This window comes from Lysinibacillus sp. NPDC056220 (genome assembly GCF_049315265.1).
GTDB lineage: Bacteria > Bacillota > Bacilli > Bacillales_A > Planococcaceae > Lysinibacillus > Lysinibacillus pinottii.
In genome coordinates, this window is sequence record NZ_JBMOXD010000004.1 from 195,268 (window position 1) to 211,553 (window position 16,286).

20 protein-coding genes are annotated in these 16,286 nt (G+C 36.3%); 3 read left to right on the forward strand and 17 right to left on the reverse strand.

Annotation, left to right across the window (positions count from 1 at the left end; translation table 11 throughout):
- Positions 1-120: 120 nt before the first annotated feature.
- Entirely contained in the window at positions 121-657 is a 537-nt protein-coding gene (locus ACOZBY_RS15675) for a GNAT family N-acetyltransferase (protein WP_196243928.1), read from the reverse strand.
- A gap of 91 nt (positions 658-748) precedes the next feature.
- Positions 749-1,801 carry an AI-2E family transporter gene (locus tag ACOZBY_RS15680; protein ID WP_012295978.1) on the reverse strand — a complete coding sequence of 351 codons (1,053 nt, stop codon included), beginning with the start codon at positions 1,799-1,801 and terminating at the stop codon, positions 749-751.
- A gap of 436 nt (positions 1,802-2,237) precedes the next feature.
- Here ACOZBY_RS15680 and ACOZBY_RS15685 point away from each other — a divergent pair, with 436 nt between their 5' ends.
- Positions 2,238-2,627, forward strand: coding sequence for a RidA family protein (locus ACOZBY_RS15685; protein ID WP_012295979.1), 390 nt, complete (start codon positions 2,238-2,240; stop codon positions 2,625-2,627).
- A gap of 160 nt (positions 2,628-2,787) precedes the next feature.
- Here ACOZBY_RS15685 and ACOZBY_RS15690 read toward each other — a convergent pair whose 3' ends face one another.
- The 6 genes from ACOZBY_RS15690 to ACOZBY_RS15715 all read right to left on the reverse strand — a co-directional run bounded on the left by ACOZBY_RS15690 (position 2,788) and on the right by ACOZBY_RS15715 (position 5,847).
- Positions 2,788-3,726 carry a ring-cleaving dioxygenase gene (locus ACOZBY_RS15690; protein WP_031416660.1) on the reverse strand — a complete coding sequence of 313 codons (939 nt, stop codon included), beginning with the start codon at positions 3,724-3,726 and terminating at the stop codon, positions 2,788-2,790.
- 75 nt (positions 3,727-3,801) lie between these two features.
- Positions 3,802-4,395, reverse strand: coding sequence for an NADPH-dependent FMN reductase (locus ACOZBY_RS15695; protein ID WP_012295980.1), 594 nt, complete (start codon positions 4,393-4,395; stop codon positions 3,802-3,804).
- A 140-nt stretch (positions 4,396-4,535) separates the two neighbouring features.
- Positions 4,536-4,880 (reverse strand): YunG family protein, encoded by a 345-nt coding sequence (locus ACOZBY_RS15700; RefSeq protein WP_012295981.1) that lies wholly within the window; start codon positions 4,878-4,880, stop codon positions 4,536-4,538.
- A 10-nt stretch (positions 4,881-4,890) separates the two neighbouring features.
- Positions 4,891-5,058, reverse strand: a complete 168-nt coding sequence (locus tag ACOZBY_RS15705; protein ID WP_422762538.1) for a hypothetical protein — start codon at positions 5,056-5,058, stop codon at positions 4,891-4,893.
- A gap of 86 nt (positions 5,059-5,144) precedes the next feature.
- On the reverse strand, positions 5,145-5,378 hold the full coding sequence (locus ACOZBY_RS15710) for a hypothetical protein (protein WP_422762539.1): 234 nt from the start codon (positions 5,376-5,378) through the stop codon (positions 5,145-5,147).
- Between the two features lie 49 nt (positions 5,379-5,427).
- Positions 5,428-5,847 carry an Lrp/AsnC family transcriptional regulator gene (locus tag ACOZBY_RS15715; protein ID WP_036214604.1) on the reverse strand — a complete coding sequence of 140 codons (420 nt, stop codon included), beginning with the start codon at positions 5,845-5,847 and terminating at the stop codon, positions 5,428-5,430.
- Between the two features lie 107 nt (positions 5,848-5,954).
- Here ACOZBY_RS15715 and ACOZBY_RS15720 point away from each other — a divergent pair, with 107 nt between their 5' ends.
- Entirely contained in the window at positions 5,955-6,359 is a 405-nt protein-coding gene (locus ACOZBY_RS15720; protein WP_036214601.1) for an alkylhydroperoxidase, read from the forward strand.
- 60 nt (positions 6,360-6,419) lie between these two features.
- Here ACOZBY_RS15720 and ACOZBY_RS15725 read toward each other — a convergent pair whose 3' ends face one another.
- The 8 genes from ACOZBY_RS15725 to ACOZBY_RS15760 all read right to left on the reverse strand — a co-directional run bounded on the left by ACOZBY_RS15725 (position 6,420) and on the right by ACOZBY_RS15760 (position 13,945).
- On the reverse strand, positions 6,420-6,836 hold the full coding sequence (locus ACOZBY_RS15725; protein WP_012295985.1) for an Rrf2 family transcriptional regulator: 417 nt from the start codon (positions 6,834-6,836) through the stop codon (positions 6,420-6,422).
- 105 nt (positions 6,837-6,941) lie between these two features.
- Positions 6,942-7,466 carry a cupin domain-containing protein gene (locus tag ACOZBY_RS15730; RefSeq protein ID WP_031416663.1) on the reverse strand — a complete coding sequence of 175 codons (525 nt, stop codon included), beginning with the start codon at positions 7,464-7,466 and terminating at the stop codon, positions 6,942-6,944.
- A gap of 228 nt (positions 7,467-7,694) precedes the next feature.
- Positions 7,695-8,813: a serine hydrolase gene (locus ACOZBY_RS15735; RefSeq protein WP_422762540.1), complete on the reverse strand. Its 1,119-nt coding sequence runs from the start codon at positions 8,811-8,813 to the stop codon at positions 7,695-7,697.
- Between the two features lie 513 nt (positions 8,814-9,326).
- Complete coding sequence (locus ACOZBY_RS15740) at positions 9,327-9,770, reverse strand: SRPBCC domain-containing protein (protein WP_416277819.1); 444 nt, start codon at positions 9,768-9,770, stop codon at positions 9,327-9,329.
- 106 nt (positions 9,771-9,876) lie between these two features.
- Positions 9,877-11,025, reverse strand: coding sequence for a sensor histidine kinase (locus ACOZBY_RS15745; protein WP_031416667.1), 1,149 nt, complete (start codon positions 11,023-11,025; stop codon positions 9,877-9,879).
- On the reverse strand, positions 11,018-11,710 hold the full coding sequence (locus tag ACOZBY_RS15750; RefSeq protein ID WP_012295991.1) for a response regulator transcription factor: 693 nt from the start codon (positions 11,708-11,710) through the stop codon (positions 11,018-11,020). Before ACOZBY_RS15750 ends, ACOZBY_RS15745 begins: the two co-directional genes overlap by 8 nt.
- Positions 11,711-11,913: 203 nt before the next feature.
- Positions 11,914-12,231 carry a hypothetical protein gene (locus tag ACOZBY_RS15755; RefSeq protein ID WP_012295992.1) on the reverse strand — a complete coding sequence of 106 codons (318 nt, stop codon included), beginning with the start codon at positions 12,229-12,231 and terminating at the stop codon, positions 11,914-11,916.
- Positions 12,232-12,496: 265 nt separating this feature from the next.
- Entirely contained in the window at positions 12,497-13,945 is a 1,449-nt protein-coding gene (locus ACOZBY_RS15760) for an Msr family ABC-F type ribosomal protection protein (protein WP_422762541.1), read from the reverse strand.
- Positions 13,946-14,487: 542 nt separating this feature from the next.
- On the opposite strand from ACOZBY_RS15760, the gene ACOZBY_RS15765 reads away from it, so the two are divergent.
- Positions 14,488-15,327, forward strand: coding sequence for a YitT family protein (locus ACOZBY_RS15765; RefSeq protein ID WP_012295994.1), 840 nt, complete (start codon positions 14,488-14,490; stop codon positions 15,325-15,327).
- A 50-nt stretch (positions 15,328-15,377) separates the two neighbouring features.
- Here ACOZBY_RS15765 and ACOZBY_RS15770 read toward each other — a convergent pair whose 3' ends face one another.
- On the reverse strand, positions 15,378-16,283 hold the full coding sequence (locus ACOZBY_RS15770) for a D-alanine--D-alanine ligase (protein WP_422762542.1): 906 nt from the start codon (positions 16,281-16,283) through the stop codon (positions 15,378-15,380).
- Positions 16,284-16,286: the final 3 nt, after the last annotated feature.

The following is a 16,286-nucleotide window of genomic DNA, read 5'->3' on the forward strand; positions in this document are numbered from 1 at the left end:
GACCGCCCCCTTCAACAAAGATTCACACCTATAATAACATACTTTTTTATACACGATTAACATTTTTTTCTTTTAGCAAAATTAAAACCAGCACAAAGAATTTTTATGCTGGCTCCATGTCTATTTTGATATGTTCATATACTCTTCCAGAAGAATACTCATAATGATTTCGTCTGAATAGGTATTGTTCATCAATAATGCCTGCCTCAACACTCCTTCTTTTTTGAAGCCGACCTTTTCATAGGATTTAATCCCTCTTATATTATGAGAGTACACTTGTAATTCCAAACGATTCAGACATAGCTCCTCAAATGTGAATTTTTGAGCAAGTTGAACTGCTTCTGATCCAAATCCTCTGCCACAATCCTCTAACTCATGCAGGGCTATACGAAACATTGCCTTTTTATTATCTCGATCAACTTCCATAATAGCTAAATCACCAATTACTTGATCATTATCTACTAAACAAATAGCAAAATCATAGCGTGTAGAATCTTCTTTAAAGCGGTAGATAGCCTCTTTAATCTGTTCTTTTGTTAGCAAGTTACGAGTCCCTGTCATATACATGATTTCCTCATTTTGAAAGCATCTTTCAATGCTTTCACTATCATTAACAGAGATTTCCCTTAAATATACCTTCTGTCCCTTTACCATCATTGTAAAAAACACCCCCTACTTATTTTAAATGAGCTAAGCCAGAAAGTAAAAAAGGATCATCTCTACGTACGAGATGAATCCTTTTGTAAAGCTATTCCATCAATTTTTTGTTCTCTACGGCGTCCATTTTCTGTTTAGTTTCTTCCGAGGAAGTAACACCTAGAATATCAAGCAAGAACATGAACAGTGGGATACCAATGATTAATCCCCAAACACCAAGGAAATGCTCTGAGAAAAGAATGACCATGAATGTGTAGAAAATCGGTAAATCTGTTTTAGCTGACATAAGCTTTGGATTTAAGAAATAAGCTTCAATTGCATGTAAGACCATAACAATTACTAAAATGTAGACAATGTACATTAAGCCACCAATACTATAGGCGATAATACTGAGTGGGATTAATGAAATAATAACACCTGCAACTGGCACTAAGCCAAGGATAAAGAGCATAATCCCAAGAGCAATTAGATGTGGGAAGCCCATAATCGAAAGGGCAATCACTGATAATACACAGTTAACAGCAGCAATAATAAACTGTGCCTCAATCACTTTACCGAATGAACGGATGAATATTCTTGAAAAATAATTCAGTTCATCGTAAAGAGGTCCAATTTTGCTATCCTTAAACTTTGCCGTAAATTCAATGATTCGCTTCTTTTCCAACAATATGAACAAACTCAATATTAGGGAAATCAAAATTTGCATAATGATTTTACCAATATTCGTAATATTTTTGAGAGTTATATCCACACCCTGTTCTAAATACTTGCCAAGCTCAATCTTCTCAAAAGTTGGAGCTAAATATCTCGCAATCTCATTGTCATCTGGATCAAGGTTAAAACTGGCAATAAGATCAAAAAGCTGTGTAACTTGCTGTGTGACAATTGGCAAGTATTTATAGATCACAGCGACAATACCAGCGACCAGTAACAAATATAATGTTACAGTAACAGCTTTTTCATTCATAGGTGTGTATTTTCTTATGCTTTTTGTTGTCTTCGTAGTAAGCTGATTCATCAAATAGGTAATAATAAACGTAAGCAAAATTAAGTTGATCATACTTCGCATTAAATATAATGCAATAGCAATTCCAACTAGAATAATAAAACGTTTAAATCCATTACTCTGAAAGAATTTACTCATTTATTCACTCCTTCTACAAAACGGCCTCGCTGCCTCTGCTACCTAAGGTTGCACTAGTAACTAAACATCAGTAGTAAACATTAATTTACATCAATACGCATCATTCTTATGTAAAAATTTCCCTCTCATTTAATGAGTATAACCATCCACCTTCAAAATAAGACGAAATTCATGTTTCTTTAGAAGTATCTGTATCAAACCTAAGGGCGTGAAGTGAATTGTATGTCTAGTCAAATTAAAAAGTTAATACTTTTATCTATTTTGAATGCTTTATCAGCGTATAAGCCTTTATTTTATGAATCTATTATAACCCTTTGAAACCACATATCCAATTTGAAAGTTCATTTATAATGGTATTTGTATAACTTTTACCCATGAATACTTTATGCTATTTTTATGGAGAGATAATAATGAATAATAGCAAAGGACTGATTCCATGAAAATTAGTAGAAATCCTGAAAACATTCATCCACCTGTAGCCCCTTATGTACATCAAATTGAAATAACAGAACCAAGCAGATGGTTAACATTATCTGGACAAATTGGCATGAATATTGATGGGTCTATACCTGAAGATCCTGTCGCCCAATTGAAGATAGCGCTAGAGAATATTCGGAAAAATCTGGATCATGCTAATATGGGGATTCAAGACATTACAAAGCTCGTGTTTTATTTGGTAGGCGATATGGAGGCTCATCAACGAAAAGAAATAATTAATGATTTTTTGCAAGAGCATCTTCCATGTACAACCTTGCTGTATGTAGTGGCACTGGCTGCTCCGGCCATAAAAGTTGAAATCGATGCTTGGGCTTGTAAAGAATTATAGATTCATTTTATGTTGAGCTTTATAAATATGTGATTTGTCTTTAATCATAGAAAATGCCATGGCCCGTGCGCTCAACGGCAGATGAGGATTTGCCGGATCAAAAAAATGCGAAAATGTTGAGTTCTCAACATTTCGCATTCATTTAAGTAGATTCTATATCTTAGTCAAGCTCACGTACTTTAATCGGAATTAGTGTTCTTTCTAATTGCTCTCGATGTTGTTCATATTGAGATGGTAACATTAATTGACTTCCCATCGTCTCTATTGTTTCGTCATGAGCAAATCCTGGAGGATCTGTAGCAATTTCGAATAAAATTTCACCGGGTTCTCGGAAATAAATCGCATTAAAATAATTACGATCTTTGACTTCCGTTACATGTTGTCCATGATTCATAACATACTCTTGCCATTCTAAATGATCCGTATTATCTTGTGCTCTCCACGCAATATGGTGAACCGTCCCTACACCCATTTGCCCACGTTGGCCTACAACCATTTTTAAATCAACTGTATTGCCAATCTCTGCATTGGATTTAAAACGAGTATAGTCACCTTCTGTCGCTACTCGTTCAAGACCCATTACCTCTGTTAAAACTTTTGCAGTTTCTTCAGGGTGGCTAGAATATAAAGTAGCTCCACCAAATCCTTTAATGGCAACCTCTGGCGTTACTTCTCCAAATGTCCTGTTATTTAATTCACCTGCAGCACGGGCAACGAGTTCAATATGCAGACCATGTGGATCATCGAACTGAATGACTTGCTCACCAAAGCGTTCAGCTTTTTGGAAAGGAATCGAGAATTTTGCTAAGCGATTAATCCAAAATGGTAGTGCCCCTTCTGGTACAACATACGTTGTGACACCAACCTGACCATCACCAATACGCCCTTGATATGCATTGGCCCAAGGGAAGAAGGTAATAATTGTTCCAGGTTTCCCACCTTCATCACCGAAATATAAATGATATGTGCCAGGATCATCGAAGTTTACAGTTTGTTTCACTAAACGCAAGCCTAACACACCTGCATAAAAATCAATATTCTCTTGTGGGTGGCCTACAATAGCTGTGATATGGTGAATACCTGCTGTATGTTTTTTCATGTTAACATGCCCTTTCCTGTCTAATTTTTCTCTCCCACACTTTATCCAATATCGTCCTATTTCAAACAGGCAAGCTTAACGAATTGTGTATAAAGCTTTTGACCATGGGATTACTTGATCTAACATTTGATTGACTGAGTCCGCTTGTACAGCTTTTGGTTTAAAGTCTGAACCATTTTCAAAATCTGTGAATAAGGATAAGGCAGGATGAACACGTACATCTGCAATTAAAAGCTCACCCATAATGCCACGTAAATGCTCTGCCGCACGAGCTCCACCTACAGAACCATAAGAAACGATTCCTGCTGCTTTGTTATTCCACTCAACACGTAAATAATCTAGCGCATTTTTTAGAGCACCTGTAATAGAGTGATTGTATTCTTGTACGATGAACACAAATCCGTCTTGTTTAGCGATAATTTCTGACCAAGCCTGTGCACCTGAAGCATCTTGCCCTGGCTCTCCTAATAATGGCAATTTATAATCCGCAATATCAATTACTGTATAATTTGCATCGCCTCGCTGATCTGCGATTTCCTTTACCCATTGTGCCACCTGAGGACTTACACGTCCCTCACGTGTTGATCCAATAATAATACCGATATTTAATTCTGCCATTGTTTGTTCCTCCTCTTTTTTTGAAGAAAATAATTTATTCCAAAAACCCATTATTGTACCTCCTTACGAAAGCTAAAGGTTCGAATTCATTTATCTTGAATTTATTTATCTTGAATTCGAGATAATAATAACACGCCTCTTTCCTAAACGTCAACACCTTTGTTTTTAAAATTTAGAAAAGGCAGAGGAATCTATCCCTCTGCCCTTTCTAAATGTCTATTAACTTGTGATTTTAAATAGCTATATTGAGCACGATTCGTATCTAGATAAGCCTCCGCTCTATTTGAATCAATATCTTGATAATCAATTTTTGATGAAAACTGCTCCTCCGTAAAATCCATTCTCTCTCCATTGATTACATTATAAAAGTGCCAGCCTTCATCCAAACGTGTTTTCCTAATTTCCCCGCCGAGAATATCTTGTACCACTAGAGAAGTAACACCACATTGTCCTTTTGCAGGGTTCCCAATACGCCATTTAGAACTTGATTGAGCTGACCAAGCTTGCCTTAAAGCATTTAGTACATTTATCTTCATACTAGTCTCCTTAAAATGGAACGTCATCTATGCTTATAGGCGTTAGATTTCCTAAAATCCAATCTTCTTTAATTGCGCCATAGACAATACTATCAGTCACTGTACCATCTTCATTTTCCCAAGCATTTCGTAAATAGCCTTCCTTCACAAAACCGGCTTTGCTAAAACATCTCCGCATCCCTATATTATCAACCCTTGTATAGCCCTCAATACGAATTTTACCCTTTACCTCAAATAGATACTCTTGTAACCATCGAAGTGCCCTTACGCCATATCCTTTTCCCTACAATTTTCATCTAGACGGATATCAAACAGTGGGATGGTATCACTGATATCATGAATAAAGATAATCCCTATCCTTTTTCCATTTTCCAGTATCCAATGGGTTTCACGATCATTCCCATAATAGCCCTCTACAAATGCTGCCCGAACTGTCTCTCTTTTATGTGCTGATTTGTGTGGTACATCCAAATATTTTGAGTTAGTAAATGGACTCATGCATCTACTTCACCCGTAAATAATTTGATTTCCATAAAAATCTCCTATTTTATTTGTCCTCACATATATCAGAAAAAATAAAATTGCTTTTTGTATGTGCATATCGCTGTAAATCATCAATAAACTGCTCTACATCAGGAAAAGATTGAAAATGAGCCTTTAATAAGAAACAAGTCTCTCCCGATATTCGATAGCAAAACTCTACGTTTGTAAATGTCTGGATATGCTCTTTAAAATCTATATAGCGATTATTTTTAATTGTTGCCTCAATTAAAGCTTCAATAGGAAAGCCTAGCGCCTTTGTATTAATGTCCAACGTATAGTTCCTTATAATTTGCTGCTCCTCTAAATGCCGTACTCTTTCACGAACTGCAGGTGCCGATAAGTGTACTCTTCTGCCTAATTCACTCATAGAAATTCGACTGTCTTTTTTCAATTCTTCTAGTATTCTTTCGTTAATGAAATCCATTATAGAAAATTCCCTTCATTTTAAAAGAGAAAGAAAACATTTCCCTTCTATTTCGCATATTAACTACGTTATTCATATTTTACACTAATTAAAAGGAGGGAAGACTAATGACACTAATTCATTTATATAACAAGGGATTAACACCATTTCAACAACTATTAGGCTATAACGAGGACATACAGTCGCACTGGTTACAACTTGGGAAAGCAGTCGAAAAGGACGGTCATTTATCTGCACATTTGAAAGAAGAGGTCCGAAAAACATTGGCACAAAAAAATGGTTGTCAGTACTGTCAGGCAAAAGGTCTACCAGACCCTCAGCATTACGATGAGAAAACAACTGTTTGCACAGGTTTTGCTGAAGCATTCTTAGTCACTAAGGGTCATACTGCACCCTATATCACTGCTCTCTTAAAGGAATATTTAACAGATGCAGAAATCAGTGAACTACTGGCATTTATTTGCTTCACCACCGCACAGCAATACTTCGGGGCCCTTATGCAATTGAAATAATAACAGAACTAGGGTCCCCCTAGTTCCTATCCGCCAGTCTCAACCTTCTATCCGCCTACCTCATTTTTTATCGATTTCATGGGCTATATCAATAATAAATTTCTTACTTAGCTCTTCTTTCATGTTATTCTCAGCATCCACCATTACTTGTTCAATGAGACAACCTTCGTTATGAAAGGAATCCTCATGATCAGAGGAACAACTAAATAATGTGGTTTGTCCTTCGATAGCGTAAATCACATCTAAAAAGGAAATTTCTTGAGGTCGCTTAGAAATACGATACCCTCCATTAACACCTGGATTCGATTCAATTAAACCAGCCTTTACAAGCTTTGTTAAAATTTTCGAAAGATAGGTTGGGGATAGTTTCTGCATGTCTGCTAGCGTCTCGACATTCATTGATTTACCTTTAGGCATATTCGTCAAAAACACCATTGTATGTAACGCATAGTTTGTTGCTTTTGAATATTTCATCATTCATTACCTTCTTTCATTAAATAAGGACCTTTATTATCTGCAATTAAAAAACATTCTACCATATATCGAAAAAAAGCATGTTTAATAAAACACGCTTTTTATCTTTTAGTTATTTTGACCATAGCCCGCTTCTTTAGCCACTGCATCTGCCTTCGTCACATGAATAGTCCCAAATGGATGGTTGGGTGGCGCATAAATCGTGTAAAGCTTTAATGGTTCATTTCCTATATTTATAATATTATGCCATGTCCCTGCGGGTACCATGATGGCTGTATCTTCAGAAACATTTCTTTGAAAGTTTAAATAATCCTTCGTCGGTCCCATTTGGGCAACTCCTTTACCCTCTTCAATACAAATGAACTGATCAACATGAGGATGCACCTCTAAGCCAATATCATCTCCTACATCGATGCTCATCACAGTTACTTGTAAGTTGGACCCTGTCCACAATGCAGTACGGAAATTTTTATTATGCTTCGCTACCTCCTCAATGTCTACAACGAATGGCTCTGGTCCATAATCTGTCCGCATATTACTTCTGTTCCCTTGTTGCTGTGCTGGATAAGCCCAATAAACAGGGTGATAGCCGTAATTATAAACGGGGTAATTATGATAATAAGGGTAATGCATCCATCTCAATCCTCTCACATATTATTAATGTATAGTATGCAGACGGTTGAAGGAATGTACGAATTCTAGCTACCTCGGCTATAAGGACGCTCTTTGGATATTATTATAAAAAAAGGGATGGGGGGCTTCCCATCCTGTGTTATGGCTTATTTGAATGACATGATCCTACATTCTCAGATTGTCTTGAAAGATTGCTTGATGACCATAGATGATTTTAGAGGCAATGCATCACTCAGATAATTCACTTTGAAGACGCATCCTAAATTTTTCATCTGTAAGAAATTTTAATTGAAAACTATTCATACTAGTAGATAGTTTAATTTGTTCCATTGTATTTAAATCGTTAGCAAAAAAGGCTATCTCCGTCTGATTCCCTTCCTTATCCTTCGCATAGGCAGCTAGTGTCAATACGAAGGCTGTTGACCCTCCTTTTTGACCTGCGTGTGTAAGCCATTCTTGATTTTTCGGATTTTGCATCAACTGTTCCATTACAGGATCTAAATATTTATGTACATCTTCAGTAAAGTAATTTTTACTGTTCAATTTTTCTAAAATAGATATGTAATCACTTGTTGAAGCCCTTATTAAACGATCAGACCATACCCTTTGAACATCCATATTGAGCATTTTTATGGCCTGAGCTTTCTGCTCTTTTGTTAAAGGTTCTTCTAGCCAATTTTTGTGAATAGCCCATGCCCTTTCTCGATATTCAGCCATCCCCATATCTTTTAAGGCTGTTAGTGTTTCTTTTTCCGTTAGGCTCTTTTCATCTCGTAGTTGGATAGGGATATAGAGAGCACTTGTGATTGGATAGAGAGGTTCATGACCTTTTACACCCAGTTGAGTGAGAACCTCATTGATATTTTGAAGCCCTAGTACATGCATTAAATAATCTGTATTGGCATTAGAACTATAAGTAATCATTCCATTCGCAACCTCGCTCAGCGGTACACTTTCCTTGCCATTGAGGTTTAACTGCGCTAGCCACGCTTCATGGGCGCCTCCATCTGTTTTAGGGATATAAAATGTCTCTATTTCCCTTAAGCGAACTTGTTGCTGAGGATTAATATGTCCATCTGCGGCTTGTTGAGCATATGCGATAGCTACGATGATTTTAACTGTACTGGCTAATGGTAGCTGTTCCATGGTGTTTAGTTCCACCCAATACTGCTGATTGTGTTGAATGGCTACGGAAACATTTTTATCAGCTCTATGTTCCTTTATAAATTGAACAATATATTCTGGGTCATCCTTCTTCATCTCTTTTTGAAATTTCCAAAATACTATACCTATGACAAACCCTGCACAAACTAAAAGGCCACCAGTTATCCAATACCACTTTTTCATATCGATCCCTCCTTTATTCTGCTGCTCCCAATAACCAGTCCTTATTGCTGTGGATGAATTATTTAATCGGAGCGCAATTGCTCTATTTATAGCTTCCGGTGGCATGACTTCCACAACTATACAGACGAAACGCCTAAGTTGGGTTCAAAGTAGAGAGTCCTTTTTTATCAAGCCTTTTCATGACTAGCTCCATGGGTTGTAGCCGTAACGTCAATTCTCACCCCCGAAGGTAGAAAGAAAATAACGTCTAGCAAAGTACTGGTGCATTTAGTCATCGATTCTTCTCGAGAAATAAAACAAATGCTAATGTAGCCCAAAAATTAAACTTAGATAAACACTCGATAAATTAGCCATGTATTGAATGTAATAATGAGTATCAATTATTGTACTATGTTGAAGCATTACATTAGAAATAATCGTCGGACTAAATAACAGCAATCAAAATGGTACAAAATGAAAAAATTCGTTTATCCAAAAAATTAACTCAAAAATAGGTCATCAAATCATACTACTCTAATGAATTAATGAAGCTCTTAAAGTACTTACTCCACTCTCTAAATATCCTTTAAGACATGTTAACGTATAAACCCATCCCTCTTTTTGTCCCATCATTTTTGCCATAATTTCAGGGTCATGCGCATTAAACCCCGACTCTACTACAGTAATAATAGTCTCGCCTTGAGATTCTTCGAGAGCGATGGTAACTATCGTCACTTCACCATGCTCTTCGCCCCATGCAAACATAACTTTTTCATTAGCCTCCATCTCCAGTACTGTGATTGCACCCTCCGCATGATACTCATCATATGTAAGCGTAATCCTCTTCACCTCTGTCCATCTTTCAGAGCTACTAGAGAACCAATAATGCCCGATTTCAGTAGGAGAAATAATGGCTTCAAAAACTTTATAAGCTGGCTGTTTGATTTTTAATTTAGTCGTCACATCCGTACTCATCATCAATCATCACCCTTTTTATCATGTATATCTATTACATTCGCCAAATTTCCCCTCTTCCCTCTCTTTTAATAAAAAATGCGATTCCCCTCATGGTAGAATCGCACCTTTACAATGGTAAAATGACCTCAAATCTTGTACCGACATTCAATGTACTGTTAACATTTATTTTACCTTGATGTTTTTCAACGATTGTTCTTACAATAGATAAACCTAACCCCGAACCACCTAACTCACGAGCTCGGGAATGATCGACACGGTAAAATGGCTCAAAAATATAATGTAGCTGATCTTTTGGTATCCCTATTCCTGAATCTTCAATTGAAATATGAGTAGCTCCATTTTTAACACGCCCTCGAACTTCAATCATTCCATTTTTATGATTGTACTTAATTGCATTTTCAATCATATTATAAAAAACTCTATAGAGTAATGTTTGATTTCCCTTTATTGTTTCAACATCAATATTGACAGAAATAGTAATGTTTTTTTCTAAACATAAAGGCTGTAATTCCTGTGTAATCGTGTCAAGCATTGTTCTAAGCTCAATATCATCTGTAAAATGTTCCGTTTGTTCATAGGCTAATGCTAAAAGATCATTTACCACTTGGATGAGCCTTTGTGTACCTTCCTCTGTCACCTCTAGCGTTTCCTTATAATCTTCTACTGTCGGAGATTTTTCTAGTTTTAAAACCTGGATACCTGCCATCATTGTTGTTAGTGGCGTTCTCAATTCATGTGCTGCATTTGCGGCAAAGCCCTTTTGGTACAGAAACGATTTTTCCAAGCGATCTAGCATGTGATTAAATGAAACTGTAAGATCCCCCATTTCATCTTTAGTAGAAATATGTTCAATACGTTGAGATAAATTATGTTCGCTTATATTTCCGATTTTTTGCCTAAGATCATGAACTGGCTTTAAAGCCCGACCAGCCACTACATAAATCGAAGCTATCCCTGCTACAATAATAATTAACATCCAAATGACACTCTGATTGATAAATTTCTTTTTCGCCTCTCTTACATCCGTAATCTTTATCTGAGCAACGATATCCTGATTCATCTTGGTTTCTACTGCCGACTCATCCATGATTTCCTTGTGAAGACTATTTTCTTGATTGAGTAGCGATGACGTAATAGGTTGAACGATTTTCTCTTCAGCACTATAAATCGATAATAGCGTTAGTAAAATGGTAACCACTATAAAAATACAGCCAGTTAAAAGTGTTAGTCTCATTCTTAATGATAAGTTATTCATGGGAACCTCTATCATTTTCTGTAATGATATAACCTTGTCCTCGGATTGTCTGAATCACTTCTATTTCCCCCAAAACATCTGCTATTTTTTTCCGTAATGAATGGATATGGAACTTGAGTGAATTTGAAAATAAATCCGTTTCACTGTCCCATACATGCTCTATCAACTCCTCTGAACTAATTACTTTATTTTGATGTAGCATGAGATATTCTAAAATAGCATATTCCTTTTTGGTAACATGTATCATCTCACCATCCACTAAAACTATTTTCTTTGAGCTATCAAGTGTTATATTTTCAAAAGATATAATGGCACTTTTTTGACTAAAAGACCGCCTTAATAAGTTGCGTATACGCGCATCCAACTCTTGAAAATCAAAGGGCTTTATTAAATAATCATTGGCTCCACAATCAAGACCCATTATTTTATCATGAATAGCTGAACGTGCTGAAAGGATAAGTATTTTCACATCCTCGTTCTGAACTCGAATCTGCTCTAACACCTCTATGCCATCCATTTTGGGTAGGTTTAAATCCAATATAATAAGGTCATATTCATTGATTTCGAATAATTCTAATGCTTCCTTACCATCAAAAGCTGTATCAACGGCATAGCCAGATTTCTTTAACCCTTTAGAGATGATCCTGGATAAGACAGCCTCATCTTCGACCAATAAAAGTTTCATCCGTTCTATCCACCTTTAAAAATCAGACTTTTTTAACGAACCGTTAGTTTCATAAATTTTCTAACAAACACGTTCTACTCCTTTGTCCTAGAATAGCCTACTTGAATTAGCTTTTAAAATAATTTAAATTAACTAACACTTGTCTCTTTTACCTTTACATAGTAAGAAGCTTGTTTTGAAAAATCAAAACAAGCTTCTTTTCATTACTTATCCTTTTCCCCGCCATCAACTATTGTAGTTGTCATCATCACAGCACCCTCAGGAATAGCTGGCATTTTACCAGGTTCAAATGTTTTTACGCTCACTTTTACTGATTCTTTTTCATCTACTTTTGTTTTTTTCATTAACAAGCCTTTATGAACCTCCTTTTTCTCTCCAGGCTTAAGTATCTTCATATCAGCCTTGATTGATTGTGCCCCTTTTTCATTCTCATCATTTGAAGAAGCTAATGCAGAAAATGAAAAACCACTTGTTAATAACCCTAATGCTAGTGTTCCTACCCCTAATGCTCTTAATTTCATAAATATCCCTCCAAGAAAATGATTTGTAACAATAGTTACAGACCAAGTATATCGATTGCTAGGTTAGAGGAAGGTTAGATTATATAATAATTGATGATTTTCTTATACATTCCTATAATGTTCAAAATTTCGCTGACATATCTGTTTTGAATATCGATCATCATTCCTTTTTATAGTATATTTACGCTTTTATATACTCTTCTTATGAACATAAATTCAATAAAAAAAGTACGATTCTTCTGCTGAAAGAATCGCACCTTTACATTTAAAATATCTTATTATTCTTTATTGTGAATTGTATGTCAGCTACATTTTCGATAAAATTTTTATCATGGGTCACGAAGATTACGGTCCCCTCATAAGCCGTTATAAATTGCTCTAGCGCTTCTAATGCTTGAATATCTAAGAAGTTGGTTGGCTCATCCAATAACAGTATATTATAGTTTCCCAAAAACAGATAACATAGCTGGAGGCGTATTGCTTCCCCACCGCTTAATGAGTTCACACTCTTTTGTATATCAGTTCCTACAAACTGCATGGAACTTAAAATATTTCTTAAAAAGCCTTCATCGTAATCAGCGCGATTTTTTAAAAATTGGAGAACTGTTTCCTCACTTTTAAATTGATAGCTCATTTGATTAAAATAGCCGACTTTAGCCTTAGGAGAAATGGTCAATCCCTCCCCATTAGTTGCAATATATCGTAATAATGTACTCTTTCCGCAACCATTACTACCTGTAAGCACAATTTTTTTACCCAATGGTATTTGGAAGTTTACTTCTTCCAATAGTGCTTTTCCCGGAACGTGTAACGTGAATTGATCTGCCATAATCGGAAATTTATTGTGCAGTTCTAAAGCTTTCGATTTTCGAAAAACTATTTTTCTGTCTACCTGCACCGCATCTACTTTCTGAAGCTTCTCTATTCGCTGTTCTATTGCCTTGGCTGCCCGTTGTACGTTTTTTTGACTTGTACCTTTGGACTTTGTCATAAACGTAAGGTTCGGTTTTGCATGAGCTTCTCTTTTTGACATGTTACCTGCTTGGGTAATTTTTTCAGCCTTTTTCATTTTATCTTCAGCAGCTTTTTCAAGACGACTTCTTTCTTTCAAGTACAAGTCATGCGCCTGACGTTGTTGATCTCGCTCCAGCTGCTTTTGCCAAGCATAATTACTATAATTGCCCGAATAAATGTTTACTGTGCCCCCATCAATCTCCCAAATTGTTGTGACCAATTCATCCAGAACCGCTCGATCATGGCTAATTAGTACGAGCGCACCATAGTAATAACGCAATTCATCCACTAGAAATGAAATACCCTCTTGATCTAAATGTGTCGTTGGCTCATCAATGAGCAGTGCCTCCTTATAATAGGAGAATAATTGAGCTAACTTTAATCTCGTTTGCTCTCCACCACTTAGTCCCTCAGAATTTGATGGAATAGCTAATTTCCCTAATAACTGTCCCTCCGCCTCTACGAGCATTGGTGCTTCCATTTGTTCAAAATAACCGAAATGTACATGACTTTTTACTATCCCACTTGTGGGCTGAATCTTGCTAGCCAGTATCTTCATTAATGTACTTTTCCCAGCGCCATTTTTCCCAACGATACCGATACGATCAAATTGGTGAATGGCCAATTTTTCAATGTTTAAAATCTCTTTATCTAAATAACTTACAATTAGGCGATCTAATTCAAAGCAAACTTTTTCCATACGACTACCTCCCGAAATTGAATCATTTCGTATCGATAGCTATGGTACCGATACGAGCTTTTAGTTCAAGCTCGTATCAAAAGAATAATAGCATATGCATGATCTATTCCTCCTTATTGGATAAAGCAACCAATCACAGACAATTTGCCTGTAATCCAAGTAACTAGAATATATTTAGAGAATATGTCTCTACATAAAGGCGTGAGCTATTCTATTTCTTGTATGATAGAAGATGATTAAAAAAGGACAGACTATCTCGTATACTCTGGCTTCACAAACCGTTTTGACCCTATTCAGTTATTGGCTTAAATCAGGGCAACGTCGCCTCATTGAATATGTCATTTTTTAATAACCCTCCCAAAAAGTGTTATGACTATTATAAATATTTTTTTTAATTAGTCAAGGTCTTCCAGACTAAAGACATGTAAAAAAAGGACGATATATCCTAAATGAACATTACAAAAAAAGTATATCATTTGGTGAAAACCTGATATAGTATGGATTTAAGAAAAAATCTAATTTGATATGGTGGTGTTATGTGAATGAAAAAATACGTAATGGATATTTTAATGATTATGCTTGGATCACTGCTCTTTGCCCTGGCAGTTAACTTATTTGTTATTCCGAATGATTTGGGTGAAGGTGGCGTAACGGGTTTAACGATTATAGCCTATTATCTTTTCGGATGGTCTCCGAGTATTGTCAGCTTTATTATGAATGCAGCTTTACTAATAGTTGGCTATAAATTTCTAAATAGACAAACAACAATTTATACGATTATTGCCGTCTCATTCCATTCTTTATTCTTACATTTAACGGAATCTTGGTCGATTTCCTCAAATGAAATTATCGTTAATACGATTTTTGGTGGAGTATTTGCTGGGGTCGGTATTGGTTTAATTATTCGAGTTGGAGGTACAACTGCTGGTTCTACGATTTTAGCTAGAATCACCAACAAATACCTTGGTTGGAGTATTAGCTATGGACTTTTATTCTTTGATTTAATCGTTGCTTTTTCATCTTATTTTATCATCGGTGCAGAGGCATTAATGTTAACGATAATCATGCTTTATGTTGGTACAAAGGTGATGGAGTTCGTTATCGAAGGAGTTAATCCTAAAAAAGCAATTACAATCATCTCTAAAAAACCTGAAGACATTGCTGGACAGGTAACTGCTTACATGAACCGTGGCGTTACGGTACTTTCTGGTCATGGCTATTATACAAAGGAACAAAAAGAAATTTTATATATCGTCATTAGTAAGCAAGAAGTTGTAAAGCTCAAAAAAATAGTTAAAGAAGTCGACAAGGATGCCTTTATTGCCATTCATGATGTAAGGGATGTTTTTGGAGAAGGCTTTATTGAATTAGCAAAATCATAAGATAGTCAAAACACCTTTTGGATGTGACAACAAAAAGGTGTTTTTTCTATTTATCTATTATCAATTTGTAAGGAGCTATCAATTATGCTATCTAATAGGGCAGAATAGTTTATTCCAGCGGCAAGGGCGCTTTTGGGTAGCAGGCTATTTTGGGTCATGCCAGGTAATGTATTAACCTCCAACACATAGGGAACGCCCTCTTTAATTAACATATCTACTCTAGCATACACACTACATTTTAAAGACTTATAGCTGGTCATCGCAGCCTTTGCCACACGGTCATGAATAGCAAGTGGGAGTTCCACAGGCTCCTCTATTGTTGAAGCATCATCATATTTCGCCTGGTAATCAAAAAATACTGCCGTATGTTTGATTGAGAGGACTGGTAATAGCTTATCATTGAGGATTGGGCATGTAATTTCGTCACCAATCATGTACTGCTCAATAATGATTTCGTTATCCCACTTAAATACCTCTGAAACAGCTGCCAATAAGGCATTTCGATCATGGACAATTTGAACACCTACACTAGAGCCACCAGCATTTGGTTTAACAACAAGCGGATAACCTATCAGCTCTATGTCCTGTAATGGTAGCTCCTCTCCCCTTATGAGATGCATCCAATCTGGTGTTGCGATCCCTTCATAGCGCAGTATTTTTTTGGCCATATTTTTATCCATGCACAAACTACTTGCTAGAAGACCGCTTCCTGTATAAGGGATACCCAATGTTTCTAACACACCTTGAATCGTGCCATCCTCCCCAAACTTACCGTGTAATGCTAATAAAGCTACATCGATACCTTGCACTTTTTCTATTACCTCTTGATGGTCTTCCAATAAGATTTCAACAACATCGTATTTTTGTTTATTTAAATGAGCAACCATTTCCTTCCCTGTCATCATCGAGACCTGCTTTTCAGAGGAGGTGCCACCCATGATTACGCCAACTCGCATTTT